The organism is Nakamurella lactea DSM 19367, assembly GCF_000426645.1.
Lineage (GTDB): Bacteria > Actinomycetota > Actinomycetes > Mycobacteriales > Nakamurellaceae > Nakamurella > Nakamurella lactea.
Window position 1 is genome coordinate 75,525 of the sequence record NZ_AUFT01000008.1, and the last position, 26,050, is coordinate 101,574.

Annotated in this window: 27 protein-coding genes and 1 pseudogene; 13 read left to right on the forward strand and 15 right to left on the reverse strand. The window is 69.3% G+C overall.

Annotated elements, in window-relative coordinates; translation table 11 throughout:
- Window positions 1-11: 11 nt before the first annotated feature.
- From yidC to rsmG, 3 genes and pseudogenes are all read left to right on the forward strand, one after another.
- Window positions 12-1,028: pseudogene (yidC, locus tag K340_RS29040) on the forward strand (membrane protein insertase YidC); the annotation flags it as partial.
- 642 nt (window positions 1,029-1,670) lie between these two features.
- Entirely contained in the window at window positions 1,671-2,183 is a 513-nt protein-coding gene (locus K340_RS29045; RefSeq protein ID WP_211229394.1) for a Jag family protein, read from the forward strand.
- Window positions 2,184-2,291: 108 nt separating this feature from the next.
- Complete coding sequence (gene rsmG / locus K340_RS29050; RefSeq protein ID WP_051265754.1) at window positions 2,292-3,035, forward strand: 16S rRNA (guanine(527)-N(7))-methyltransferase RsmG; 744 nt, start codon at window positions 2,292-2,294, stop codon at window positions 3,033-3,035.
- A 253-nt stretch (window positions 3,036-3,288) separates the two neighbouring features.
- Here the strand turns inward: rsmG and K340_RS0110255 are convergent, their stop codons facing one another.
- Complete coding sequence (locus tag K340_RS0110255; RefSeq protein ID WP_211229370.1) at window positions 3,289-4,269, reverse strand: LLM class flavin-dependent oxidoreductase; 981 nt, start codon at window positions 4,267-4,269, stop codon at window positions 3,289-3,291.
- A 488-nt stretch (window positions 4,270-4,757) separates the two neighbouring features.
- Here K340_RS0110255 and K340_RS29055 point away from each other — a divergent pair, with 488 nt between their 5' ends.
- Window positions 4,758-5,900, forward strand: a complete 1,143-nt coding sequence (locus tag K340_RS29055) for a ParA family protein (protein ID WP_084614251.1) — start codon at window positions 4,758-4,760, stop codon at window positions 5,898-5,900.
- Window positions 5,897-7,105, forward strand: coding sequence for a ParB/RepB/Spo0J family partition protein (locus K340_RS29060; protein ID WP_084614252.1), 1,209 nt, complete (start codon window positions 5,897-5,899; stop codon window positions 7,103-7,105). Before K340_RS29055 ends, K340_RS29060 begins: the two co-directional genes overlap by 4 nt.
- 248 nt (window positions 7,106-7,353) lie before the next feature.
- On the opposite strand, the gene K340_RS29065 is transcribed toward K340_RS29060, so the two are convergent.
- The 4 genes from K340_RS29065 to sigJ form a co-directional block, all read right to left on the reverse strand.
- Entirely contained in the window at window positions 7,354-7,932 is a 579-nt protein-coding gene (locus K340_RS29065; protein WP_084614253.1) for a GNAT family N-acetyltransferase, read from the reverse strand.
- A 251-nt stretch (window positions 7,933-8,183) separates the two neighbouring features.
- Window positions 8,184-9,155, reverse strand: coding sequence for a D-alanine--D-alanine ligase family protein (locus K340_RS0110275; protein ID WP_037363975.1), 972 nt, complete (start codon window positions 9,153-9,155; stop codon window positions 8,184-8,186).
- A 45-nt stretch (window positions 9,156-9,200) separates the two neighbouring features.
- Window positions 9,201-10,502, reverse strand: a complete 1,302-nt coding sequence (locus tag K340_RS29070; RefSeq protein WP_037363977.1) for an aminotransferase-like domain-containing protein — start codon at window positions 10,500-10,502, stop codon at window positions 9,201-9,203.
- Window positions 10,503-10,620: 118 nt separating this feature from the next.
- Window positions 10,621-11,547 carry an RNA polymerase sigma factor SigJ gene (sigJ, locus tag K340_RS29075; RefSeq protein WP_051265760.1) on the reverse strand — a complete coding sequence of 309 codons (927 nt, stop codon included), beginning with the start codon at window positions 11,545-11,547 and terminating at the stop codon, window positions 10,621-10,623.
- 88 nt (window positions 11,548-11,635) lie between these two features.
- Here sigJ and K340_RS0110290 point away from each other — a divergent pair, with 88 nt between their 5' ends.
- Both K340_RS0110290 and K340_RS0110295 read left to right on the forward strand, forming a co-directional pair.
- On the forward strand, window positions 11,636-12,166 hold the full coding sequence (locus K340_RS0110290) for a PNPOx family protein (RefSeq protein ID WP_211229371.1): 531 nt from the start codon (window positions 11,636-11,638) through the stop codon (window positions 12,164-12,166).
- A 169-nt stretch (window positions 12,167-12,335) separates the two neighbouring features.
- The gene (locus K340_RS0110295; protein WP_029136638.1) at window positions 12,336-12,995 is read left to right on the forward strand and encodes a GNAT family N-acetyltransferase; all 660 of its coding nucleotides are present in this window, start codon (window positions 12,336-12,338) and stop codon (window positions 12,993-12,995) included.
- A gap of 32 nt (window positions 12,996-13,027) precedes the next feature.
- On the opposite strand, the gene K340_RS0110300 is transcribed toward K340_RS0110295, so the two are convergent.
- A complete protein-coding gene (locus K340_RS0110300) occupies window positions 13,028-13,282 on the reverse strand; it encodes a hypothetical protein (protein ID WP_154674176.1) in 255 nt (84 codons plus the stop codon).
- Window positions 13,283-13,331: 49 nt separating this feature from the next.
- Window positions 13,332-14,090 carry an AfsR/SARP family transcriptional regulator gene (locus K340_RS29080; RefSeq protein WP_051265763.1) on the reverse strand — a complete coding sequence of 253 codons (759 nt, stop codon included), beginning with the start codon at window positions 14,088-14,090 and terminating at the stop codon, window positions 13,332-13,334.
- Between the two features lie 253 nt (window positions 14,091-14,343).
- Here K340_RS29080 and K340_RS0110310 point away from each other — a divergent pair, with 253 nt between their 5' ends.
- The 5 genes from K340_RS0110310 (at window position 14,344) to K340_RS0110335 (ending at window position 18,493) form a co-directional block, all read left to right on the forward strand.
- Complete coding sequence (locus K340_RS0110310; RefSeq protein ID WP_154674177.1) at window positions 14,344-14,538, forward strand: hypothetical protein; 195 nt, start codon at window positions 14,344-14,346, stop codon at window positions 14,536-14,538.
- Window positions 14,539-14,543: 5 nt separating this feature from the next.
- Window positions 14,544-14,741, forward strand: coding sequence for a hypothetical protein (locus tag K340_RS0110315; RefSeq protein ID WP_029136641.1), 198 nt, complete (start codon window positions 14,544-14,546; stop codon window positions 14,739-14,741).
- A 165-nt stretch (window positions 14,742-14,906) separates the two neighbouring features.
- Window positions 14,907-17,348, forward strand: coding sequence for a MinD/ParA family ATP-binding protein (locus K340_RS34130; RefSeq protein WP_051265766.1), 2,442 nt, complete (start codon window positions 14,907-14,909; stop codon window positions 17,346-17,348).
- Window positions 17,345-17,569 carry a hypothetical protein gene (locus K340_RS0110330; protein ID WP_154674178.1) on the forward strand — a complete coding sequence of 75 codons (225 nt, stop codon included), beginning with the start codon at window positions 17,345-17,347 and terminating at the stop codon, window positions 17,567-17,569. Before K340_RS34130 ends, K340_RS0110330 begins: the two co-directional genes overlap by 4 nt.
- 99 nt (window positions 17,570-17,668) lie before the next feature.
- Entirely contained in the window at window positions 17,669-18,493 is an 825-nt protein-coding gene (locus K340_RS0110335; protein ID WP_029136643.1) for a hypothetical protein, read from the forward strand.
- A gap of 73 nt (window positions 18,494-18,566) precedes the next feature.
- On the opposite strand, the gene K340_RS0110340 is transcribed toward K340_RS0110335, so the two are convergent.
- From K340_RS0110340 to K340_RS0110370, 7 genes are all read right to left on the reverse strand, one after another.
- On the reverse strand, window positions 18,567-19,694 hold the full coding sequence (locus tag K340_RS0110340; RefSeq protein WP_245599520.1) for an N-acetylmuramoyl-L-alanine amidase: 1,128 nt from the start codon (window positions 19,692-19,694) through the stop codon (window positions 18,567-18,569).
- 228 nt (window positions 19,695-19,922) lie between these two features.
- On the reverse strand, window positions 19,923-20,246 hold the full coding sequence (gene trxA / locus K340_RS0110345) for a thioredoxin (RefSeq protein ID WP_029136645.1): 324 nt from the start codon (window positions 20,244-20,246) through the stop codon (window positions 19,923-19,925).
- An 87-nt stretch (window positions 20,247-20,333) separates the two neighbouring features.
- Window positions 20,334-21,362, reverse strand: a complete 1,029-nt coding sequence (gene trxB, locus K340_RS0110350) for a thioredoxin-disulfide reductase (RefSeq protein ID WP_029136646.1) — start codon at window positions 21,360-21,362, stop codon at window positions 20,334-20,336.
- Between the two features lie 350 nt (window positions 21,363-21,712).
- Complete coding sequence (locus tag K340_RS0110355) at window positions 21,713-22,309, reverse strand: hypothetical protein (protein ID WP_029136647.1); 597 nt, start codon at window positions 22,307-22,309, stop codon at window positions 21,713-21,715.
- An 81-nt stretch (window positions 22,310-22,390) separates the two neighbouring features.
- Entirely contained in the window at window positions 22,391-23,080 is a 690-nt protein-coding gene (locus tag K340_RS36620) for a hypothetical protein (RefSeq protein ID WP_029136648.1), read from the reverse strand.
- A complete protein-coding gene (locus K340_RS29095; protein WP_051265770.1) occupies window positions 23,077-23,679 on the reverse strand; it encodes an RNA polymerase sigma factor in 603 nt (200 codons plus the stop codon). Before K340_RS29095 ends, K340_RS36620 begins: the two co-directional genes overlap by 4 nt.
- 64 nt (window positions 23,680-23,743) lie before the next feature.
- Entirely contained in the window at window positions 23,744-24,178 is a 435-nt protein-coding gene (locus K340_RS0110370; RefSeq protein ID WP_037363985.1) for a DUF6918 family protein, read from the reverse strand.
- A gap of 189 nt (window positions 24,179-24,367) precedes the next feature.
- On the opposite strand from K340_RS0110370, the gene K340_RS0110375 reads away from it, so the two are divergent.
- Entirely contained in the window at window positions 24,368-25,018 is a 651-nt protein-coding gene (locus K340_RS0110375; protein WP_154674179.1) for a VOC family protein, read from the forward strand.
- A gap of 90 nt (window positions 25,019-25,108) precedes the next feature.
- On the opposite strand, the gene K340_RS0110380 is transcribed toward K340_RS0110375, so the two are convergent.
- A complete protein-coding gene (locus K340_RS0110380; RefSeq protein ID WP_029136651.1) occupies window positions 25,109-25,894 on the reverse strand; it encodes a class I SAM-dependent DNA methyltransferase in 786 nt (261 codons plus the stop codon).
- Window positions 25,895-26,050: the final 156 nt, after the last annotated feature.

Below are 26,050 nucleotides of genomic sequence, written 5' to 3' on the forward strand. Positions count from 1 at the left end.
AGTCGTCTCGCGTGAACTTCAACTTCTTCAGCCTCGACTACCTGTACTACCCGGTCTCCGGGATCATGTGGGTCTGGCACAAGGTGTTCGGCTCCGTCCTGGGGGACGGTAACGGCTGGGCCTGGGTGCTGTCGGTCATCTTCCTGGTGTTCACCCTGCGGGCGCTGCTGTTCAAGCCGTTCATGAAGCAGATGGACAGCCAGCTCAAGATGCAGACCATCCAGCCGCAGATCAAGAAGCTGCGGGAGAAGTACAAGGACGACCGTCAGCGTCTCGCCGAAGAGATGATGAAGCTGAACAAGGAGGCCGGCGTCAGCCCGATCGGCGGCTGCCTGCCGGCGCTGATCCAGGCCCCGGTCTTCATCGGTCTGTTCCACGTGCTGCGGATGTTCCAGCCGGTGCCCGACGGTGCCGGCGGCTGGATGTTCCGGGACAACGTCTACTTCTTCGACAGTGCCGACGTGCAGAGTTTCGGCCTGGCCAAGCTGTTCGGTGGCGCGCCGCTCGGCGGCTCGATGTCGATGCCGATCGAGCAGCTCTCGCACATGGGTGGCATCCGCTCGACCATCATCGCCGTCGGCGTGCCGCTGACCATCCTGGCCGGTATCGCCACCCACATGACGAGTCGCCGCTCGGTCGGGCGGCAGAAGGAGCTCAACCCGGACGCGGCCACCACGGGCCAGGCCGCGATCATGAACAAGCTGATGCTCTACTTGTTCCCCGCCTTCGTGGTGGTCGGTGGCCCGTTCTTCCCGCTGGCGATCCTGTTCTACTGGCTGGCCAACAACTCCTGGACCTTCGGTCAGCTGTTCGTCGCGCACCGGTTGCAGGACAAGCGCAAGGCTGCCGAGGCCTTCCTGGTCGTTGAGCAGCAGGAAGCCAGGCGGTTCAGCAAACCCGCCCCCGGTGCCAAGCCGGTGGCCGGTGCGCGACCGGCGCCGGGTGCGAAGCCGGCACCCGGTGCCCGCCCGGCACCTGGCACGAAGCCCAAGCCCGGTACGAAGCCCAAGCCCGGTGCGAAGCCGAATCTCACCAAGTCGTCACCCGAGATCGTCGACGGGACGATCGGCAGCGAAGGGGTGTACGGCTACCTCGATCCGAGCAACAATGCGTCCGGCAATGGCACCTCCGATGCGGGGGTTGCCGACACCGGAGCCGGCGACGACGCGCTGCCGCCCGGCACCATCTCCGATTCGCAGCGGCCGAAGGCCAAGCCGTCCAGCAACGGTGGCGGCAACCGGTCGAAGGCCGGGAACCGGCCGGCAGGCGGTCAGGGCAACCGCAACCGATCCGGCGCGAAGAAGAAGAAACGCTGACCGGCGCCCGCTCGCTGCAGAGGTGCCGCGCGAGCCGGGGCCGTTCGATGACCAACCCCGCTGGGGACCAGTACGGCCGCATGCTGAAGACCGCATGCTGAACTCGAAGGAAGAACGATGACGGAGAACCAGACCACCGTGACCGACACCGTTGTCGACCACGATCTCGCCGCCGCTTCGATCGGCGAAGCCGAGCAGGCGCCCGAGGTGAACCACGCTGCGGTGCAGGGTGTGCCGGCGCTCGATGAGCCGGCGGCCGACAGTACCGATGGTTCCGATACGGCGGATAGCACCGATGGTGCCGATACGGCCGATAGCACCGATGGCGCCGCCGAGGTGGACGACGCCGATCAGGTGGTCGCGGCCAAGCTCAACTGCTCGTCGCGCCGGGCACCCGGACACGAGCAGCTGGTCGCCGAGGGCGACGCCGCCGGCGACTACCTCGAGCGGCTGCTGGACATCCTGGACTTCGACGGCGACATCGACCTGGACGTCGAGGGTGAGCGCGCCGTGGTGTCGATCATCGGTGACGGTCCCGACGTCGAGAAGCTGGTCGGCGACCGCGGCGAGGTACTGGATGCGCTCCAGGAACTGACCCGGCTGGCCGCCACCGCCGAGACCGGCCAGCGGTCCCGGTTGATGTTGGACGTCGCCGGCTACCGGGCCAATCGCCGGCTCGAACTGTCGGAGCTGGGTGCCCGGACCGCCCGCGAGGTGCTGGAGTCCGGCGAACCGGTCCGGCTCGCACCGATGAACCCGTTCGAGCGCAAGGTGGTACACGACGCGGTCGCCGAGGTCGACGGGGTCGAGTCCTCCAGCGAGGGCGAGGAGCCGCACCGGCGGGTTGTCGTCAGCCCGACGTCCTGAGCGATGCCCCGAGGTTCGCGGGTTCCAGCGCAGTTTCCCGGTGCGTCGTTCGACCGCTAACCGCCGTACGACCCGCGAGCCTCCGGGTCCGCCGATCCTGAGGTGATTATGAGCGAGGTCAACGACACCGAGGACGTGCCGTCGGCGGATGTGCTGGCAGCGGTCTTCGCGCATCGTTCCGACCTAGCTGTCCGGTATGTCCGGTCTTTGGCGGCTGAGGGTGTGTTGCGAGGCCTGATCGGCCCGCGGGAATCGGGACGGCTGTGGACCCGGCACGTGCTGAACTCGGCGGTCGTCGCCGAACTGATCGCCCCCGGGGCCTCCGTCGTCGACATCGGATCCGGTGCCGGACTGCCGGGCATCCCGCTGGCCATTGCCCGGCCGGACTGCACGGTGATCCTGGTCGAGCCGTTGTTGCGCCGCACGGTGTACCTGGCCGAGATCGTTGCCGAACTCGGTCTGACGAACTGCCGGGTGTTGCGCGGCCGCGCCGAGGACGTGATCGGCCGACTGGGTGCCGGCGCGACCGAGGGCGCCGATGTGGTCACCTCCAGAGCCGTTGCGCCACTGGCGAAGTTGGCTCGATGGTCGGTGCCGCTGCTGCGGGTCGGAGGTCAGTTCCTGCCCTTGAAGGGCGCCAGCGCCGCTGACGAGGTCGCCCGGGACACCGCCGAGCTGGCAGCGCTCGGGCTCGGCCCGGCCGAGGTGCTCGACGTCGGTGACGGAGTGGTCGATCCGCCGACACATGTGGTCCGGGCGGAGCTACTGCGGCGGGTACCCGGCTCGGTGCCAGGGAAGGCCGGCGGGAAGGGCGTGGTCCCGAAGAGCGTGGGCCGGAAGAGGGCCGGCTGACTCCGGCCGATGACCGGGTTGTCGACCCGGACCTGCGTGAGAGGTCGTTCGGCGAGGCCGCGGAAGGCCACAGTCCCCCGATCGAGGCCGCCGGGCTGATCGGCCTCCGGTTCAGCCACTGGCGGGATCGCATTGCTGCCGGAGGACCGCATGCAGCGCGGCCGGCAGATCTGCGAGCTCAACAGCACCGGGCATCTGGCGGCGTTGTCACCCGCGATCCACGGCTCCGGTGCCGGCCGGGTAGTCGGGGTCGTCAGCGTCGGGCGAGTGCGGACACCTGACCGATCTGGGACCGGGCGATGTCGATGTCGATGGACGGGAAGAAGCTGATCCCGGTGACTCCCTCGGCCTCCAGTGCCGCGATGTAGCCGAGCGCGTCGTCCATGGTCCCGATGGCGCCGAGCTGCTGCCACCACTCGGTCGGCATGCCGGTGAGACCGTCCTGGCCCTTGGCGGCGTACAGCGTCACCAACTCGTCATGGAACGGCAGCTGCCGGAGCTGCTGACTCCCGTCATCAAGTAGATCGGCGATCAGTGGTGCCATCGCCCGATAGGCGTCGGCCCGATCGTCGGAGATCGACATCGAGGCGAAGCAACGGAATTCGAAGGCGTCGCCGGCGGCGCACTGCTCCTTCGCCCAACGGACGTAGGCCGGCGGGCAGGGGCCATCGAGCAGTACTCCGTCGGCGTGCCGGCCGGCATGCGCCAGTGACTTCGGTCCACGGACACCGGCGATCACCGGTGGCACCGGTGACGGGGGCTGCGCCAACCCGACGTTTTCCAGGAAGACCTGCCGTCCGCGGGTACTGACCGTCTCCCCCGCCAGTAGTTGCCGGACCGCCGTGATCACCTCGTCGAGGGTGGTCAACGGCGACGCGGTGGCGACGCCCATCTGTGCCATCCAGCTCTGCACGCCGTGACCGATCCCGGCGATCACCCGACCCGGTGCCATGCCTGCCAGGGTGGCGATCTCCATGGCGGTGATGGCCGCCGTTCTGGCCACCGCCGGCAGGATGCCCAGGCCGACGGTGAGCTGATCGGTCACGGCCAACGCGGCCGCCGCGAGTGGCGGTGCGGTGGTGTAGAAGCAATCCTCGATCAGCCAGAGCTCGTCAACTCCCCCGACCTCCAACGCCCGGGCGAACTCGGTCACGGTGGCCGAGGGGAAGGTCCGGTGGAAGCACATGCCGATGGATGCGCGCGGCGCTGGGGTGATCACGGAGTTCGTCGTCATACCGATGACGGTAGTGCGTGTCCCTGACAGTGGGGCGCTCACTGTGTTTCACGTGAAACATCCCAGTGGAGAAGTCCGAGATGCGACCCGGGACCGGGACGCGGCCGATCGCCCGGCCGATGTTTCACGTGAAACAGGACGCTTTGACGGCACGCTCGTTCTCGTGAGACAGCCCGGTCGAGGAGTCCGAGACGCGACCCGGGACCGGGACGCGGCCGATCGCCCGGCCGATGTTTCACGTGAAACAGGACGCTTCGACGGCACGCTTGTTCTCGTGAGACATCCCCGTCGAGGAGTCCGGGATGCGACCCGGGACCGGGCCGCGGCCGATCGCCCGGCCGATGTTTCACGTGAAACAAGACGCTTCGACGGCACGCTCGTTTCACGTGAAACATCCCGACAGTCGTGTCGTAGGCTCGATCCGGCACCGACCGACAAACGAGCTGGAGGACTGTGTGACGTCGAGGGAAACTGATTCCGGCGAACGGATGGACGGAGGTTCTCCGGGCAACGGCACGGGTGATGTTTCACGTGAAACATCGAGCGATGCCGTCGAGCAACCCCTGCCGAAGACCGCGTACTCCGCAGCGGATACGGACGATGACGACGCGGAGGTCGCACACATCCCACTCAATGGCCCGGGGAGTATCCGGATCGCCGACAGCCCGTCAGACGAGGACTTCGACCCACTCGACGACGACACTCCAATCGGCCGGGCCGCGCGCCAGGCGATCGATGTACAGCAGGGCGATCTGACCCTGCCGCGCCCCCGGAACCGCCGGGTGTTCACCGTGGCCAACCAGAAGGGCGGCGTCGGCAAGACGACCACGACGGTCAACATCGGTGTGGCCTTGGCCCTGGCCGGGCTGCATGTCCTGGTGATCGACCTCGATCCGCAAGGCAACTCCAGTACGGCGCTCGGCGCCGAACGGGTTCTCGGCACGCCGTCGATCTACGAAGTTCTGCTCGGCGAGATCGAAGCCGGCGAGGCGATCCAGACCTGCCCGGACGCACCGCGCCTCGGCGTGCTGCCGGCGACCATCGACCTTGCCGGTGCGGAGATCGAACTGGTGAACATGGAGGAACGCGAGTTCCGCTTGAAGCGCGCCATCGACGCGATCAAGGGCGAGTACGACTACGTCTTCATCGACTGCCCACCGTCGCTCGGCCTGCTGACGATCAACGCCATGGTCGCCACCGAGGAGGTGCTGATCCCGATCCAGTGCGAGTACTACGCGCTGGAGGGTCTGGGCCAGTTGCTGAACAACATCGGCCTGATCCAGCAGCACCTCAACACCGGACTGGAGGTCAGCACGATCCTGCTGACGATGTACGACGGCCGAACGAAGCTGGCGGACCAGGTCGCCGCCGAGGTCCGCAACCATTTCGGCGACAAGGTGCTGACGACCGTCATCCCGCGGTCGGTCAAAGTCTCCGAGGCGCCGGGCTTCGGCCAATCGGTGATCACCTATGACGCCGGCTCGCGTGGGGCGATGAGCTACCTGGATGCCGCACGCGAGATCGCCCACCGAGGCGCCAAGCCCGTCGACGCCCCCCGGGTCGACAACCCCGTCAGCACCGATGAAGAGCAGCACGAGTCGGCCCACCAGGGCCAGGAGGAAACAGTATGAGCAAGTCCAGAGGTGGTCTCGGGCGCGGTATCGCCTCCCTGATCCCGACCGGTCCGCCGACGAACACGGTGTCCGACGTCTTTCTCGGCGGTCCGCCGAAGCCGAAGCCCGTCCCAGCCGCGGCGGACGCGGAGCGGTCGACGGACACCGATGGCGACGGTGCGGTGAACGGTGGGACCCCGGCCGGGACCGGACCGGCGTCAGCATCGTCGTCGGCTGGCGCGGCAAGTGCGAACGGCGCGCCATCCGCCGACGGCGCGGTCGGTGGGCCGGACGGCCCGCGGTATGCGGAGATCGATCCCGAGCAGATCCGGCCCAATCCGCGAAACCCACGCACGGTCTTCGATGAGGACGCGCTCGGCGAGCTGGAACACTCGTTGCGCGAGTTCGGCATGCTGCAGCCGGTGGTGGTCCGTGAGTTGCCGGCCGGAACCGATGGCGGCCGCTACGAACTGGTGATGGGCGAACGACGGTGGCGGGCCGCCCAGCGTGCCGGCCTCGACGCAATCCCGGCCCTGGTCCGCAAGACCGAGGACGCCGACCTGCTGCGGGACGCGCTACTGGAGAACATTCACCGGGCGAACCTCAACCCGCTGGAAGAGGCGGCCGCATACCAGCAGCTACTCGAGGAGTTCGAGGTGACGCACGACGAGCTGGCCGCCCGGTTGGGGCGCAGCCGCCCGGTCATCTCGAACACCATCCGACTACTGAAGCTGCCGGTCGCTGTGCAGCGCCGGGTCGCGGCCGGGGTGTTGTCCGCCGGTCATGCCCGCGCTCTGCTCGGTCTCGACGACGCCGGCGCCCAGGAGGAACTGGCCGCCAAGATCGTGGCCGAAGGCCTGTCGGTCCGGGGCACCGAAGAGCAGGTGACGATGCTGGGTTCGCAGACGCCGAAGAAGCGAGCGGCCCCACGCAAGAAGCTGATCATGCCCGGCCTCGACGACCTGGCCCGTGGCCTGTCGGACCGGTTCGACACCCGGGCGAAGGTCGAGCTCGGCAAGCGCAAGGGCAAGATCACCCTCGAGTTCGCGACGGTCGACGACCTTGAGCGGATCGTCGCGATCATGGCCCCCGACGTCGCCCGCCGGACCGCCGCCGACGGTGGATTTCAGGCCACCGACGCCGCGGTCGGTGTGGTCGAGTCGACCAACGGCCCCGCTGACGGCGCCGTACTGGCACACAGTTCGGTGATCGAATCACAGTGATGTAATTTCGACGACCGACCACCCACGGCCGTTCCGTCACGGTGACGGAACGGCCGTGGGTGGGTTCCGAACCACGACCGTTTCAGACCGAGACACCTTGCAGCGCAACAGTTTCAGTAGTTCCCGGCCGCGACGACGACCCTCCGTCCGTTCCGAACGGCGCTGGGGTGGAGTCGCATGGCCCAATCCTCCGGTCGACGCGAACGGCACTGGCGGGTCTCGCTCGCTGCGCTCGCATTGCTTCCGCCCTACGTGCCTTTTCGCGCCGACCTGCAGCTTGGCCCAAGCTCGTTGCCGAACAGATCCTGTCGACGGAGTAGGCGAATTTCGTCGGCGTTCAGATCCTCGTCATGGAGGCGGCCGCCGTCGGGCTCGAAACCGTGGCGGCGGTAGAAGGATTGCGCGCGGGCGTTCTGCTCGACCACCCAGAGGTAGGCGGGATCGTCGGCGATGGTCGCGGCCATCAGCAGATCGGCAACGCCGCTGCCGTGATGCGCGGCCAGAACATTGATCGCCCACAGCTGCCGCGGCGTCGGCGGATCGTCATCCCGGGCATTGCCGGCCGTCGCGAAACCGGCAATCTCCCCGGTCACCGCATGTTGGGCAATCCGAGTGACCAGACCCTCGCGTTCTGCCGACTCCGCGCGCTCGGCGATCTGCCGCCACCGCTCAGCCGAGCTCTCGGGATTGAGCCGCGCCAGCGCCTCCTCCGACATCATCCCGACATAGGCCTCCCGCCACACCGCCACATGCAGCGCCCCCAACTCGGTTGCATCGCCAACCAACGGCCGTCGAATCACATACTCAGACCTGTTGTCAGAACTCATATCTCAGTATTTCACTCCGCACCCACGACGTAGCGCACGCAGGCCGCCGGGATAAGGCGCGTATGGCGGCGTGGTGACAACCGTCGAGAACCGGCGGCCGAAGAGGTCCGCCGCCAGCGCCGTTCCCGGTGGCCGGAGGGCGCGGTACCCGACCAACCCCAGCGCCGTTCCCGGTGGCCGGAGGGCGCGGTACCCGACCAACCCCAGCGCAGGGTGGGCTCACCCGGAGGGGTCGCCGGGCGAAAGACCCGTCAGCGCTTGCCTCGGGAAATCGCTTGTTCGATCAGGCGCGAATACAGTCCACCGAGGGATTCACCGGCCGCCTCCACCGCCATCGGTAGCAGCGACGTCTCGGTGAGGCCGGGCGAGACGTTCACTTCGAGGAACTGGACGGTTCCACTCTCGTCGACGATGGCATCGGTGCGGGACACGTCGCGCAGGCCGAGGATGCGGTGGGCGGCAACGGCCAGCTCGGCGGCCGCGGCCCGGCCGGCTTCGTCGAGCCGGGCCGGCGTGTGGTAGGTCGTCATCCCGGCGGTGTATCTGGCGTCGTAGTCGAAAACGTCACCGGGAAAGGAGACCTCAACCGCGGGCAGCGCTCTGGGACCGGATCCGTCGTCGATCACGGTGACCGCGATCTCCCGCCCGGTGACGAACCGTTCGACCAGCACCACCTCGCCGTAGCCGAAGCTGGACACCAGCGAGGCCGGCAGCTCGCCGGCGGCGCGCACCACGTTCGTCCCGAGGGCCGATCCGCCCTGATGCGGCTTGAGCGTCAGCGGGAGTCCGATCGACGACACCAGCAGCTCGATCAACGACGAGGCACCCAGATCACGGAACGTACTGTGCGACAGGGTGAACCAGTCGGGGGTCGGGAATCCGGCGCGGCGCATCAGGCTCTTGGCCGTTGGCTTGTCCCAGGCGAAACGGCAGTCATGCGAAGCGGTCCCAGGGAATGGGATCCCCATCATCTCCAGCACCCCTTGCACAGCACCGTTTTCGCCGCGCCCTCCGTGCAGGGCGATCACCGCGGCGTCGGGTCGTTGGGAGGCCAGCCAGGGCACCAGATCGCTGTCGGCGTCGCGGACGGTGACGTCGTGGCCGTCCCGTCGCAGCGACTCGGCGAGCCGGGAACCGGATCGCAGGGAAACGTCACGCTCGTGGGTCAACCCGCCGGCCAGCACCACCACATGGCGCGACGGTGGTTCGTCAGCGGCGGGCATTGACCATCCGATCTCCTTGTGGTGCAACGGGTCAGCGGAAGCGCATCAGACTGCGTCGGGGGCCGGCGCGGTCGGCCCACCGAGCCGCAGATCGGGCCTTGACACCGATCCGACGCCGAAGGTCCGCAGCATCTCCTGCTCGGCCTCCAGTACCGTTCCCAGCCGGCGGATTCCCTCGACGATGCGCTCGGGAGTCGGGTAACAGAACGAGAGCCGCATCTGCCGGGTGCCGAAACCATCGGCGTAGAAGGCGGTTCCGGGTACGTAGGCGACCCGCTCGGTGACCGCCCTCGGCAACATCGCGGCGGTGTCGTAACCCTCGGGCAGGGTCAGCCAGACGTAGAAGCCGCCGTCCGGCCGGGTCCAGGTCGTGCCGGCCGGCATGTGCGTCTCCAGGGCAGCCAGCATGGCGTCGCGGCGCTCGGCGTACAGCTCCCGATAGGTCTTGATCTGGCTCTGCCAGTCGAAGTTCGCCAGATACCGGGAGATCATCATCTGGTTGAACATCGGCGGGTTCAGAATGGCGGACTCGTTGGCCAGCACCAGCTTTTCCTTGACCGCGTGCGGCGCCAGCACCCAGCCGACCCGCAGCCCGGGAGCGAAGGTCTTGGAGAACGAGCCGAGGTAGATCACGTTGTCGGGATCCAGCGAACGGATTGCCGGGTAGACGGTGTCCGAGAAGCCGAGCAGCCCGTACGGATTGTCCTCCAACACGGTGATCCCGGCCTCGGCGCAGATCCGGGCGACCTGCGCGCGCCGGTCAACGGACAGCGTCACGCCGGCCGGGTTGTGGAAGTTCGGGACCGTGTACAGCAGTTTCGCCCGCCGCCCGGACTCACGTACCGCGGCGATCGCGGCCTCGAGCGCCGCCGGAACCAGGCCGTCGTCATCGGTCTCGACGTGCACCACCTGCGCCTGGTAGGCGGAGAAGGTGCCCAGCGCGCCGACGTACGACGGTGCCTCGGCCAGGATCACATCGCCTGGGTCGCAATAGATCCGGGTCACCAGGTCGAGGGCCATCTGCGAGCCGATGGTCACCACCACGTCGTCCGGGTGGGCGCTGATCCCCTCGAGGGCCATCACCTGGCAGATCTGTTCCCGGAGTTCGGGAATGCCCTGCCCGGCCCCGTACTGCAACGCCACCCGGCCGTCATCGGCGAGCAGCCGCCCGGTCTCCGCGGCCAGCTGCTCCAGCGGCAACGAGTCCAGGAACGGCATTCCGCCGGCCAGCGAGACCACCTCGGGACGGTTGACCACCGCGAACAGTGCCCGGATGGCCGAGGCCCGCATGCCGCCGGTGCGGACGGCGTTCCGCTGCAACTGCGGATCCAGGGATCGACCGGACATCGCGCAACTTCCTTCGGCGGAGGGGAAGCTGCGATCCTACAGGCACCCACCGGAGACGCCCGCGGACCACGCGGCAGTGGGCAGCCCGCGAGTGCTGGATGCGACCAGTCCGGCGGATCTACGGAGTGCTCAGCGGATCCGCGCCGTGCCCGGCATCGGGTGCCAGGTGCCGGGTGAGCCCTGGCGGCAGTACCCGGCGTAGCCGTTCCGGGTCGGCGAGGATGTCGATCTCGCTGATCAGGCCGTCGCGCACCGCGATGCTGACGATCGCCATCGGGACGCCACGCGGGGCGGCGACCAGGCCCGGCGCGCCGTTCACCAGGACCGGAACGGTCGAGCGGGCCAGCCCGGCGTACCGCTGAGCCTGCCCGGCCACCGTCACCGGACCGCGAAGCACCCGCGACGGGCCGAGCGGCCCGTCGCCGGCGTCGGCCCGCAGCACCACGTCCGGGTGCAGCAGCGCCACCAGGCCCTCGAAGTCGCCCTCCCTTGAGGCGCTGAGGAACGCGTCCAGCACCTCGGAGTGCCGGCGCGCGTCGGCGTCCGGGGTCGAACCGGCGGACCGCAGCCGCTGTCGAGCTCGGCTGGCCAGTTGCTTGGCCGCGGCCGGCGACCGATCCAGCATCGGCCCGATCTGGTCGAACGGGACCCCGAACACGTCGTGCAGGACGAACGCCAATCGCTCGGCGGGCGACAGCGTTTCCAGCACGATCAGCAACGCCAGCCCTACCGAGTCGGCCAGTTCGGCGCGCGCCTGCGGGTCGTCATCGACGGCGGTGACGATCGGGTCGGGTAGATGCCCGTCCTCGATCGGGTCCTCGCGCCGGGCGGCCCGGCTGCGCAGCATGTCCAGGCAGATCCGGCCGACCACGGTGGTGAGCCAGGCGCGCAGGCTCCGCACCTCGTCGGTGTCGGCGCGGGCCAGCCGCAGCCAGGCCTCCTGGACGGCGTCGTCGGCATCCGTCAGCGAACCCAGCATGCGGTACGCGACGGCCTGCAGATGAGCGCGGTGGGCCTCGAATTCGGCTGCCAGCCGGTCGGTCACTGTTACCTGCCTCCCTCCTGGTTCGTCCTATCAGAGAAAGACGAAGCAGCACCGGCGGATGTCACATCCGACGACGAAGGAGACCCTGATGACGAACGACGCAGCACCGCAGCCGGCGCCGAATCCGGTACCCCACCCGGCCGCCGGGAACGCCGCCGAGCGGCCGCAGCCGCGCGCCAACAAGCTGCGCTTCCAGCGATTCACCAACGCGCTGATCCGCGGCCTGTTGCGCACCCCGCTGCTGTGCCGACTGGTCGGTGCGCGGCTGCTGACCATCTATCTGGTCGGCCGCAAGAGTGGCCGGCACTACGCGATCCCGGTCGCCTACACCGCCCAGGGCACCGACCTGCTGGTCGGCAGCCCGTTCGGCTGGATCCGCAACCTGCGCACCGGCGATCCGGTCGACATCCGGCTCAAGGGCCGGCGGGTGGCGGCGGACGTCCGGGTCTTCCGGGACGAACAGGGGGCGATCGCGGCCTACCGGACGATGGCCCGCGACAACCACGCCTTCGCGGGCTTCAACAAGATCGGCATCGGGGCTGACGGCGAGCCGGACGCCGGGGACCTCCGGCTGGCCTTCGAGGCCGGTGCCAGGGCGGCGGTGCTGACGCCGCGCTGACCGCGGCCGCCGGAAGCTACCCGCGAGTACGGGTCGATTTCGGCCGCGACTACGCGGCCGAAATCCACCCCATCACCGCAGCCGCCGCCGGCGGCCGGGCCGCGGCGGCGCCACGCTGCCCGGTTTGGGATGCTGGGACGTGCACCGGCACCCCGATCGGAAGGACGCGATGACGCTCGCCCTCGTCCCGCTGTCCATGTCGACCATCGAGATGATCCCGCAACCGTGTCGAGACTGTGTGTTCTGGGAGCTGGACGCCGAGGCGAATCAGATCGCCTCCCGCGAGGGACACACGGCGTTCGAGAAGGAGGTCTGGCTGTCCGGGGTGATGCTGACCTGGGGCAGCGCCGGGCTGATCGTCACCGTTGACGACCGACCGGCCGGCTACGCATTGTTCGCACCGCCGACGACGGTCCCGGCCGTGGCCGCCTTCCCGTCCGGGCCGGTATCCCCCGATGCGGTGTTGCTCACCACCGTCCGGGTACAGCCGCAGTACACGGGTGGCGGCATCGGATCGTTCCTGCTGAACGGGGTGGTGCAGACCCTCACCAGGCGCGGGGTGCGGGCCGTCGAGGTGTTCGGCCGGGAGCCGCGGTCCCGCGACGGGAATGCCGAACCGCCGTCCCGGCGGCACTGCACGGTGCCGGCGGACTTCGTCCGCAGTGCCGGATTCGTCGAGATCAAGGGCCATCGGCGATACCCGCGACTGCGGTACGAGCTGTCCGGCAAGCACGACTGGAAGGCGGAGGTGGAGGCCGCGCTGGATCGCCGGTTCGACCTCGTCCCGGCCGGTGCCGGGTCGGCGACCGCGGCGTTGGTCGAGCATTGACCGCGGCGCTGGTCGAGCACCGATCGCGGCGCTCAGGCGCTCGGCGTCAGCCTGATCAGCAGGAACGCACCCACCAGCAGGACGACGTAAACCGCCGCCGCGACCAGCCAGAACCATTGCACCGGGGAGCCGAACAGGGCGTTCACGCCCAGGCACAGGACCAGCGTCGACAGGCCGCAACCGAGGGTAATGAGGATCGCGTCGCGGCGGCGCATCTTGCCCTGCCGCGCCCGTGACCGAATGGTGGACGGGTGTCCGGTTTTCGGTGCCTCCGACCGCTCACTCACGACGTCACCGACCCTTCGCCGCATCACCGGCATTTCGCCAGCCGGACAGCTACGAGCCTACCCGTCCGTTGCCGACCACCGGCAGCACCGTCTGCTCGAGGCCGTTGAACATCTCGTCGATCAGGGCGCGGATCTGGGCCGACGGAGGCAGGCCGAGCTCGCGTTCCAGCAGCTGCCGGTACCGGTCGAAATGCAGTACCGCGGCGGAGGCGTTGCCCTGCCGCAGATGGACCTCGATCAGCAGCCGATGGGTGCTGTCCCGCAACGGATCGGCGGCCACTCCGGCCATCGCCAGTGCCAGCGCCTCGTCGAGGTTGTCCTCCCGCAGCTGGGTCGCGCAGAGCCGCTCCAACGCGGCCACCCGTAGGTTCCGCAGTCTCTCCCGCTCGTCGCGTGCCCAGTCGTCATACCAACCGGGGAGCAGTTCGCCGGCGCAGCGGACCGTCGACCGGCCGGTCCGATGGACCGGCCGCCCGTCGAGGGCGGCGTCGATGAATCCGAGCAGCTGCAGCAGGTCGGTGTCCGTCACCGCTCCCAGCCCGAGGGCCGACCGATCGCCGTCGAGCAGGCCGGGGGCTTCCCGCAGCACCCGCCACATGGTGGTCCGCAGGCTGGCCATGGCGGCGGTGTCGCGGTGATCGGGCCAGAGCGTTCCGGCCAACCAGCAGCGTTCCTTGATGCCGACCACCGCCAGCAGGGCGATCAGTCGGCGACCGTTCGGTGGCAGCCGCACAGAACGGCTCCCCGGGTTCGCAGTCAGCTGGAAGCTGTCCAGTAATCGCAGGCTGTATCCGATGGTCTCGGTCATCCCGTCACCGCCCAACGCTTCGACGTGAACCGACCTGCAGGTTCACCCATCCCTGAGGTTCCGGTTCGATGTCCGGATACGTCACCAGGGGTAGCAGATTGTCCGTCACCCGTTCACCACAAAGTGGCCTCGACCTCGGAACGAAGACGGATCGGTGATGCGACGGTTACGCAGCGATGACGGGTGGGGGTGCCTACTGATGGCGTGCGCACAACACATCCATCCACATCACCATCAGAAGGGAACCACCATCATGTCTGCACTCACGCTGCGCGAACTGTCCACGGAGTCGGCCGAACTGCTGCCGACCCGGGAGACGCTGGACTTCATCCACGTCAACTACGCCAACGTCTGGGCGAGCAACTCGTCGCTGGCCCTGAACGCCGCCTCGCTGTTCTCCCTGGCGAACTCCTCCGCGGCCCAGGTCATCACCGTCGCCCAGGGCTGATCGCGATGTCGGCCATCGAGATCCGGGAGATCGCGGCCCAGACCGGCGAACTGTTGCCGTCGCGGGAAACGCTCGCACTGTTCTCGATCAACATCGCGCCGGTCACGGCGGTGAATGTCGCTATCGCCGTGAACGCGGCGACCATCAACTCGTCCGCCCAGGCCTTCGCCGGCCAGTGGATCACGATGGCGCTGCACACCTGATCCCGACTTCCGGGGTCACCCGCCGGTCGCCCGGTACTGCGGCGATCGGACCCGGGATGCGGTGGGGGTCACGCCGACCCCCACCGCTCCCTCCGGCTCGTCGCTGCCAGGTGGATTCGACTCACCCGCCGCCACCGATCCGGTCAACATCCAGGAGTACGGAAGATGAGCAACGCCGACGACGTGCTGCACCGCAGGGCCGACGGCCTCGAACTGATCGGCGAGTTCGACGGATCCGGCTACCGCGATCCGCGTTTCCTGGTGATCAGGGCGGACGGTCAGGCCGTCCACCTCACCCGCCTGCTGTACCTGGTGCTCGAGGCCCTTGACGGGGAGCGCACCGACGAGCAGGCCGCGGCTCTGGTCGGCGAACGGTTCGACCGCGAGCTGCCACCCGAGGCCTTCGACTACCTGCTGACGGAGAAGCTGGCCCCGCTCGGCCTGCTGGCCGGGCAACGGTCGCCGGCCCCGGACAGCGCCGTCGTCGGCGCTTCCCCGAAGGCCGATCCGGTGCTGGCGCTGCGACTGCACGCCACCCTGATTCCGGTCCGCTGGGTCCGGCGGTTGGCCCGGCTGCTGTCCCCGCTGTTCGTCGCGCCCGTCATCGCCGCGGCCCTGCTCGCCCTGCTGGTCGTGGACGGCGTGCTGCTGGCGACCGCCGACATCGGTGCCGCGCTGGGCCAGGTGATCCTGACCCCGACGGACGTGTTGCTGGTCGTCGTGGCGATGGTCGCGGTGTCGCTGTTCCACGAGCTCGGCCACGCGGCCGGCTGCCATCGGGGCGGAGGCCGACCGGGCCGGATCGGTATCGGCCTGTACGTGATCTTCCCGGCCTTCTACACCGACGTCACCGACTCGTACCGGCTGACCCGCGGCGGACGGCTGCGTACCGACCTGGGTGGGGTGTACTTCTCCGCGCTGACGGCGCTGGCCGCAGGCGTCGGCCACCTGACCACCGGCTCCCCGTTGTTGTTGCTGGTGGCGTTCCTGGCGCAGATCGAACTGGCGCAGCAGTTGCTGCCGCTGGTCCGGATGGACGGGTACTTCATTCTCACCGACCTGACCGGCGTCCCCGATCTCTTCGGCCGGATCCGGCCGCTGTTGTCCGGCCTGATCCCGGGCCGCGGAACGCATCCGGACGTGGCACACCTGTTGCCGCGCACCAGGACCATCGTGGTCGGCTGGGTGGCCGTGGTGGTCCCGGTGCTGACCGTCGGGTTCGGATTCCTGTTGCTGCAGACGCCGACCATCATCAGCTCGACCGTGGCCGCCTGGCAGCAGGCCTGGCACACCGGCCTCGACGGCTGGTCGGACGGCTCGGTCGCGACCGTGCTGGTCGCGCTGATCACCGGTCTGCTCGCCGCGCTGCCGGCGGTCGGGCTGGCCATGTTGACCGTGGTGCTGTTGCGAAAGGGTGTGGCTTTCGCGGCATCCCGGCTGAGTGTGCTCAGGCCGGCCGCGCCGTTGGTGACGGCGTCGGCCGGACTGCGCTGGACCAGCTGGGGCACCGGAGCGCCGGCGGCGGGGACAGGCGACATTGCCCCGTCCACAACCTCGCCTTCCGCGCCGTCGGCCCACGCAATGCCACCGGGGACGACGGACGGGGGTGAGTCGGTGGACGGGGGTGACGACAGCGAACGGCCGCCCGGCGCCGATCAGTTCACCGAACTGACCATGCTCCGGCCGCGGGCCAAGCCCCCGACCCGCGGCTGGCGGCGGGCCGTGCACCGGGTCAGCGGTGGGCGGATCAATCCGGGACCGACGAAGGCGGAACTGGCCCAGTCGGCGCTGCTGGCCAGGGCCCGCCGCCCGGTGCCGCGGACCCGGCGGATCGTCGTGCTGTCCCGCAAGGGTGGGGTCGGGAAGACGACGACCACGCTGATGCTCGGGCACACCTTCGCCAGCATCCGCGGCGACCGGGTGGTGGCGCTGGACGCGAACCCGGACGCCGGCAATCTCGGCCAGCGGGTGCCAAGGGAGACCAACGCCACCGTCACCTCGCTGCTCGCCGCGGCGGACAGCATCGAGCGGTACACCGACATCCGGGTGTTCACCTCACAGGCCGAGACCCGGCTCGAGGTGATTGCCTCCGACGACGATCCACGGATCACCTCGGCGCTGGGCATGTCGGACTACCGCAGGGTGATCGACACGCTCGACCGGCACTACACGCTGATGATCATCGACACCGGGACCGGCATCCTGGATGACGCCATCCAGGGCATCCTCGGCGAGGCGGATCAGCTGATCGTGGTGATGCCGCCGGCCCTGGACGGCGCTCGGGTGGCGGCCGGCACCCTCGACTGGCTGGATCAGCATCGCTACGGCCGTTTGGTCGACGGGGCGATCGCGGTGGTGAACGGGGTTCGGGACTCCGACGGGCTGGTCGATCTCGCCAAGGTGGACGCGCACTTCGCCGCCCGCTGCTCGGCAGTGGTGCGGATTCCCTGGGATCGCACGCTGGAGGCCGGCGCCCAGGTGCAGCTGGACGCGCTCGCCAGGCGTACCAGGAGCGCGTACCTGGAACTGGCCGCCGCGGTCGCCGACCGGTTCGCCGATCCGCCGGCGCGGGTTGCCGGGCGGGTTGCAGGTCAGGACCTGACGTGATGACCCCGCTGCGGCTGCTGACGGTGTTCCTGCTGTTCGGCGTGCTCGTCACCGACCAGTCGGCACCGGCCGCAACCGGCCAGCACGGGCCGGCACCACCGGCCGTGACGAGCATCCAGACACGCTGTGGCACAACAGAATTCCGGTTGACCTTCATCGGCGAACCGGGGAGTGGACGGGCACTCGGGTTCTACAACCGAGTGGTGCGCACCGGCTGCTGAGCAGCCGACGAACACCCCAGTAGGTGCCGAGGAGAGTGCGGCACTCGCACTGCGCGCCGCAGCGGAACCGTTGCGGCGCAGTCAATCAGGAGGAACGTGATGAGCGAACCACGCAGGACTGCGCTGGCCCGACCGGTGATCGCCATGGTGATCGGACTGTTGGTCGGCCTGTCGGCCGGGCCGGTGACCGCGTCGGCGGCCACTGGGTCGGCGGCCGCCGGGTCAACGGCACTGTCGATCGGCAAGGCCGGGAGCACCGTCGCCGGCTTCTCGCATCCCGACTACCGGTTCAACCGGCACCCGGACGTGGTCGCCTCGGCGCAGCCGACCAGCGGCCAACCGTCGGCGAGCGAGACCCAGAAGGTCAGCGTTCGGCTGGCCAAGCGGACCAAGGCCAACACCACGGCGACCTCGTCGGCGGTCTGCGACGGTTGCGCGGGAACCGCTGTCGCCGTCGTCGACGTTCATCTGCCGTTCCGCTACGGCACGGTGCGTGCCGACAACGTGGCGACCGCCTGGTCCGCTGGTTGCCAGAACTGTTCGGCCATCGCGGTTTCGGTGCAGGTGGTGCTCGGCAGATCGGCCAAGGACGTCCAGGTCAACAATCGGGCGCTCGCGGTGAACGCGGCGTGCACCGACTGCAGCACCACCGCGGTTGCGGTGCAGTTCGTTCTGCTCGGTGGCCGGGACGCCTGGTACTCGCCGAACGGCCGGGCACTGGCCGGCCAGATCGCCGATCAGATCCTCGCCACCATCACGGCACCGCCGGTGGCCGCCGCGCGATCGATGGCGGCCGAGACCGCCGGGGCCCCGGACACCCTCACCGACGCGGTGACGGCGACGGCCGAGCAGAACCGGGTGGCATTGCAGCGGCAGTTCGGGGCCGCCACGTCAACCGTGACGGTGCAGGCGATGTCCGGCTGAGCACCGCGGCCTGCAGGGCGCTCCGCCCCCGTTCGGCACTGCGACCGGACGGGGGCGGGGATCTGCGCCCTCTTCAGCTGCCGAGGCCGCGCACCGATTCCTCGTGGGCCAACAGGTCTGACATCGTGTAGGTGCCGGTCTGCGGCTCGTCGCGGCCGTCCATGTACAGCCGCTTGATGGCGACCAGCAACCCCTCGGCGATGGTGTTGCGGAACTCGGGCGACAGCAGGGAGTTCCGGTCGGCATCGTTCGTCAGGTAACCCAGTTCGACCTGGACGGCGGGCATCTTGGTCAGCCGCAGCAGATCCCAGGCGGCGTGGTGGATCCGGCAATCGAGCAGCCGGGTGCGGGCGACCAGCTCGCGGTGCACCAGTTCGGCGAGGTTCTCGCCGACGGTGGACACCCCGCCGGAGTCGGTGCCGAAGTGGAAGGTGGCCATCCCGGATGCCTTCGGCGAGCTGGTGCCGTCGATGTGCAGGCTGATCAGCAGGTCGGCATCCAGCGAATTGGCGCGCGCCGCGCGTTCCTCGGCCGACGGGTTCTGGCCCGGCCCGCGGGTCAGGAAGGTGGACATCCCGGTAGCCGTCATCCGGCCCTCGAGCCGGCGCGCCACGTCGAAGACCAGGTCGGCGGCGCGTACCGCGTCGACCACCCAGCCGGGATCGCCGTCACCGTGCGCCGGGTCGATGACGATCCGTTTGCCGCGCAGCCGGGGTCCGGAGGTGCGCACCTGGTCGTACTCGCGCAGGTAGTGCGGCCGGCCACCGGTGACCAGCGGCCGACGGGTCATCCGGCCGAGTTCGCGGGCGGTGTCGGCGCCGAACACGCCGTCCTCCGGCAGGCCCGAGTCGCGTTGGAACTGCCGGACCGCGGCGTCGGTGGTGTCGCCGAACAGGCCGTCAGGTCGGCCGGTGTTGAACCCGAGACCGGACAGCCGCATCTGCAGGTCGGCGACGTCGTCGCCGGTCATCGGGGCCGAAAGGGTGTACGACAGGGTGCGGTCGCCGAGCCGCCAGCGGGCATCGAGCAGGGCTCGTTGGGTGGCCGGGCCGACGACCCCGTCGACGATCAGCTGACGCTTCTGCTGGAACGCGCGGACCGCGCCGTCGACGTCGGCATCGAACACCGCCAGCGCGTCGTTGTCGAGGAACTCCGGTGCGACCAGCCCGAGGGAGCTGAGCTCCCGACGCAGCTGCGCCACAGCGGCTCCCGCGTCACCGAGTCGCAGCACATTCCCTCCTGACCGGGTGACCACCGGACCGTGCTCTCGAGCGGGTCCGAACGCTGTTGGGGCGGTTGTCGTGACCCCTCACCGTAGCGCGCCGGCCGACCGGGAACGACCAGTCGCGGCGCCGCAACGGGCGCCGCTTCCGGGGTCGATCATGGTCCGTCGAACCGGCGTGACCGTGGGTGGAACCCGGGCCCTCGATCAGGCGAGAACGTCACCGAATTCGGCGACCAGGGCGGCCTTCGGCTTCGCGCCGACGACCTGCTTGACGACCTCGCCGCCCTTGAAGACGAGCATGGTCGGGATCGACATGATCTGGTACCGCGCGGCGATCTGCGGGTTGGCGTCGATGTCCAGCTTCGCCACCGTCACCTTGTCCGAGTTGGAGTCGGCGATCTCCTCGAGGACTGGCGCGATCACCTTGCAGGGCGTGCACCAGTCGGCCCAGAAGTCGACGATGACCGGCTTGTCCGACTGCAGGACATCCTGGGCGAAGGTGGCGTCGGTGGTCTTGATGCTTCCCATGTGTAATTCCCTTTCTGGGATTCTGAGTCGTGCATGGTGGGGTGGGTCTGGTGGTCGTTCCGGGACCGGGGCTGACGGCGCCCCGGGTCAGGCCAGCGCGGGCTCCACGGCGGCTTCCGGTTCGGGATCGGTGGTGCGGGCGCCGTGGGCGGCCAGCCAGTGCTGGGCGTCCAGCGCGGCCGCGCAGCCCGAGCCGGCCGCGGTGATCGCCTGCCGGTAGGTGTGGTCGACCAGGTCGCCGCAGGCGAACACCCCCGGCAGTGACGTCGCCGTGCCGGGGACGTCGGCGGGGGCGTCCGGCAGGTTGACGCCGGTGAGCACGTAGCCCTCGTCGTCGGTGGCGACCGCATTGCGGACCAGTTCCGACCGCGGGTCATGGCCGATGGCCAGGAACAGCCCGGTGGCGTCCAATTGGCGCTGCTCGCCGGTTTCGGTATCGGTGACGGTGAGCGATTCGACCTTCTGCTCGCCGTTCACTCCGGTGACCTGCGCGTTGGTGGCCCAGCGAACCTTCGGGTCGGCCTTCGCCCGGTCCAGCATGATCGGGCTGGCCCGGAACTCGTCCCGACGGTGCACGATGGTCACGCTGTCGGCGAACCGGGTGAGGAAGGTGGCCTCCTCCATCGCCGAGTCGCCGCCGCCGATCACCGCGATGTCCTGGCCCTTGAAGAAGAATCCGTCGCAGGTGGCGCAGGCGCTGACGCCGCGGCCGATCAGCCGCTGCTCGTCCGGCAGGTTGAGGTAGCGGGCGGCGGAGCCGGTGGCCAGCACGATGGCCCTGGCCCGGAACACCTCGCCGTCGACGACGACGGACTTGATCTCTCCGTCCAGGTCCATCGATTCGACGTCCTGCATCCGCAGTTCGGCGCCGAACCGCTCGGCCTGTTCGCGCATCTTGGCCATCAGGTCCGGGCCCATGATGCCCTCGGGAAACCCGGGGAAGTTCTCCACCTCGGTGGTCGTCATCAGCGCGCCGCCGAAGTTCAGGCCCTCGAACACCAGCGGCTTCAGCTCGGCCCTGGCCAGGTAGAGGGCGGCCGTGTAGCCGGCCGGCCCGGATCCGACGACGATGACGTCGCGCACGACGTTCTCGGTGCTGGTGGTGGTGTCGCTCACTACTCTCCTTCGCCGGCCTGCATCCCCGACCGATGCCGCAGGCGCGGTGTCGCCACCGGGGGCGCGGTCGGTGCTGTTCGGGTGTGCATTGTTTGGAACGTCAGCCTACCGACCGGCATTCCCTCCGTCGGCCGGGACAGATCCGGCGCCGGATGCGGAAATCGGGGGCGGATGCGGTCCCGTCGCGGCCGCCGACCGATTCTCTGCGGACCGATCGCGGAATGGGTCCGCCGGCGGGTGGGTACCCGCCGGCGGACCGGGAAACCTGCCGCCAACCCGGCAGGATCGTCACTCCCCTCAGACTTGGTCCCGCTACCCCCGACCGGCAGCGGGACCAAGCCACCCCCCGGTCAGGTGAACCGCACCGACCAGACATGGTCGTTGAGCGTGCTGCCCACGTTCGAGCTGGAACTGGTGTACCCGACGCTCGATCCGCTGTAGCCGGTGTTCCGCCAGGCCTTGATCGCACAGTTCGAGTACGCCCGGAACGAGCTGATCCGGGACCGCCAGCTGGTGGTGTCCGACCAGCTCGAGTCGATGTCGCTGCCGGTGCTGGTGCAGGGTGAGGAGGCGAACCAGTCGATGTAGCCGTGGGTGGTCAGGAAGAGCTCGTCGTCGTAGAAGCGGCCCAGCAGGTACTGGGCGGCGGCGATCGCTCCCGGTCGCGCGACGCCCAGGTCCGGTTCGACGCCGGCGGCCTGCTTGGCCGCCGGATAGTCCTGTAGGTCGTCAACGCAGGCGAGCACGCCGGTCGCCGAGTTGAACGCGCAGAAGCTGCCGGCGTCGTCGATCCTGCCGGCGGCTGCTGAGGGTGCTGACGGTACCGAGGGTGCTGACGGTGTTGCCCATACCGACGGTGTCGAGACGGTGATCGCGGCAGCAGTCAACGCCGCCATTGCCGCCCGCATCCACCACCGGCGCGGGCCGGACGAGGCCGGCTGCAGCATCGGCACCTCCTGCGCTGTCGTCCCTGCTCTCTCTTGTTGCCGAAGACGGTTCCGTGCTGCAAAGGGTTGATGTGATCTAGGTCACTCATGACGATAGTTCTCCAACCCGAGGCTCTCGCAGGTGGTGTCGTCACCCGGGAAGATGCCGGCCTGCCCGGACGGCAGGACGCAGGCGACCAGCGGCGGAACCGAGTAGGCATTGCCGGTCGGCACGGCGTTGATGTCCGGTGGCTTGCCGAACTGGAAGACCCCGGACCGCCAGTAGGCGGCGCAGATGTCGACCCCGCTGGCCGCGGCGTCCCGCGGGTCCTCCGCGGTCCCCTGGGTGGCGAACTCCATCCGATTCCCGTTGTCCTCGCTCAGGCTTGCACTGCCGTAGCAGTAGGCGGTCTCGGTATTGGTGACCTTGCCGAACACTCCGAAGGCGGCGGCCGTGCCGGTGCCCGCCAGGATCACCGCGATGCTGATGCCGCCGGCGATGAAGCGCCGGCGCCGGCGGCGCTGGGCGGCCAGGTCGATCACCACGGCGTCCCGGCCGGCGGCCGTGCCCGCGTCAGTGCGGTCCTCGGTGTCGTGGTCGGGTGCAGTGTCGTGGTCGGGTGCAGTGTCGTGGTCGGGTGCAGTGTCGTCGTCGGGCGCGGTGTCGTCGTCGGGCGCGGTGTCGGTGGCGGTGTCCGGCAGGGCCGCCAGGTAAGCCAGGTGGCGGCGCTGCACCTGCGGACTCAGCTCGAGGTCGGGCAGGTCCGCGACCAGGTCGTCGAAGGTCGTCATGGGTTGCTCCTGCGGGTGCGGCGGGGTGCGTCATCGGAGTTGAGAGCTGCATAGCTGGTGCGCGCCTTGGCCAGTGCGCGGGACAGCCGGGACCTGACGGTGCCGGCGGGCTCACCGGTGACGCCGGCCACCACGTTCGCCGACAGTCCGCGCAGCACGCAGAACTGGATCACTTCCTGCTCGGCCGTGGTGAGGTCGGCCAGCACATCGGTGAGCATCCGGATCCGGGCCCGATCCTCGGCGGACGCGGCCAGCTCCTCGGCGATGTCCGGGACGTCGCCGGGCAGCTCGACCCTGGCCAGGGCGCGGCGGGCCCGGATGATCGACCGGCGGCTGTCCTTGATCAGGTTGTTCGCGGTGCCGAGCAGCCAGGGCAGCAGCCCGGCGGTGGGGTGCGGTTCGATCACCGACCGGCGACGCCAGGCGATGGCGAACACCTCGGCGGTCAGGTCCTCCGCGTCGGCGCGGACCACCCCACGTTGCAGGAAGTGGGTGAACACCTGGGACGAATGACGGCGGTAGACGGCCGCGAACGCCGCCCGGTCATCCTCATCGGCGGTCGGCTGCAGCTGCCGCTCGTCGTCCGTAGTCGCTCCCACCGTCGGTAATGGCCGTCGGCATCCGAGCGTTGCACAGGTCCGAAATTTTGGGACCGGAGGACGGTCAGCCGGCGTGCTGTTGCAGCACCGCACCGATCCGCGGCAGCGCCGCCTTGACGTTCTCCTTGGCCCGGCCGCGCAGCCCGTTGTAGGCCTTCTGCACGGTCTTGCGGCCGGACTTGCCGACCCGGTTGTCGGTGACGGTGAGCAGGGCGTCCGCCGCCTCGTCGCCCCGGCCGGCCAGATAGCTGCCGAAGTCGCCGGCGCCGCCGAAGTCGGTCCAGAACGGCTCGAGAACGGTGGCGAAGTCCGGCAGCATCCGGTTGGTGGCGCTGGTGGTGATGTTCGGGCTGACCTTCTTGACCGTGGCGTAGCCGGCCTTGATCGCGGCGCCGGAGACGCCCTTCTTGCCCTTGACCTCGGCGTCGATCACCGCCACCAGATCGGCGACGACGGCGGGACGACGCTGCTCGGCGAGTAGGGCTTCGGTCAGGGTCACTGGTGGCGCCTTTCGGTCGGGTCGGGTCCGCGTCCACCGTAACGGGCGGCAGGTTGGCGGATCCGGGCCGTCCACGGCAGCGCAGTGCACCCGGAATGCCCTGTGCGGGCACTTCGAGTGCATCCGGCGCGGCTGACGAGTGCGGGCCAGCACTGGTTGGGATCGGAGTACGGGATTACCGTCGGATCCATGACCGACCAGATCACGGCGCGGCAGTTCCACGAGGCGGATGGGGTCGACGACTGGCGGGTGGTGTTCGCCGGGGCGGGCGCGTACTTCAGCACCGGGTCGTTCGGCAAGGGCGTCGCGCTGGTGGATGCCATCGGCGCCCTGGCCGACGCGGCGAACCACCATCCGGACGTCGACCTGCGCTATTCGGCGGTGGCCGTGCGGCTGATCAGCCACGACGTCGGTGGCCTCAGTCGTCGTGATGTCGCACTGGCGCAACAGATCTCGGTCGCCGCGAAGGAGTTGGGTGTGACCGCCGACCCGTCGATGGTGCAGACCGTGCAGGTGGCCATCGACGCCGTGGTGAGCAGCGAGGTGATGCCGTTCTGGCGGGCGGTGCTCGGCTACGTGGAGCGGGGTGATGAGGACCTGGACGACCCGCGCGGCAGCGGTCCGTCGCTGTGGTTCCAGGACATGGACCGGCCCCGACCGGAACGCAACCGCATCCACATCGACGTGTCGGTGCCGCACGACCAGGCGAAGGCCAGGGTCGACGCGGCGATCGCCGCCGGCGGCCGGCTGATCAACGACAAGTTCGCGCCGATGTGGTGGACCCTCGCCGACGCGGAGGGCAACGAGGTCGACGTGGCGTCCTGGGTGGGCCGCGACTGACGGTGGTGTCGCCCGGAGTGCACCCAAAGTGCGGCGTGGGACCCCTTTTGATGCATTCGGTGAGGGAGGAACTGATCTGCCACGCTGGGTTCAGCGGGCATAGACGCTGATGTGCCGCTTGCTGTCGGACGTGAACGGCTCGTCGCGCCAACCGGCCCATCGGTTGACCAGCCGCAAGCCGGCGATCCGGGCCATCAGGTCCATTTCGCCCGGCCAGATCAGCCGGCAGGAGATCGGGCCCATCCGCACACCGCCGCTGGTCAGGCTGACGTGGTTCTCGTCCAGGATCTGGGTGACCGGGTCGTAGCGGTTCACGTCCAGCACCACCTCGTCGGTGGTCACCCGTTCGACGTCGACGAACTGGTCACCGCGCAGCCAGGCTGACGGAACCCCGGCCTCGACCACGAACACCCCGTTGTCGGTGAGATGCCGGGCGGCATTCTCGAAGCAGCGGACCTGCGCCTGCTGGGTCAACAGGTTGTAGATGGTGTTGAACACCAGGTACACCAACGGGTATCGCTCGCCCGGTGCGCGAACCTCCGCCATGTCGCCGATCGTCACCCGCAGGTCGGCGCCACCGGGTTTGGCCCGCATCGCCGCCACCATGTCCGGCGACAACTCGATCCCGTCGACCCGGACGCCGCGCTGCGCCAGCGGTAGCGCGATGCGGCCGGTCCCGATGGCGAGTTCCAGCGCCGTCCGCTCGACGGCGTGGCCCTGCCCGGCTCGGCCGCCGTCCGCGTCGCCACTGGTCGCATCACGATGGGTGTAGCGGTCGAGGAAGTCCACGGTCTGGGCCTCGTCGCCGCGCGGGTGGTCGTCGTAGCGACCGGCGACGTCGGGGCCGAAGCTGGTCGCCGGGTCGAATCCCTGCATGCCCGGGAGTGTGACGGGCAGCGGCCGGATCGGCAACAGCTTTACCCGTCAGCCCGTCAGCCGAATCGGTCGACGACCGCGGAACCGGCGCGGGCCCGGACCGAATGGTCCGGGCCCGCGTTATCAGAACACTGGTCGGTTACCAGCGGCGTCGGT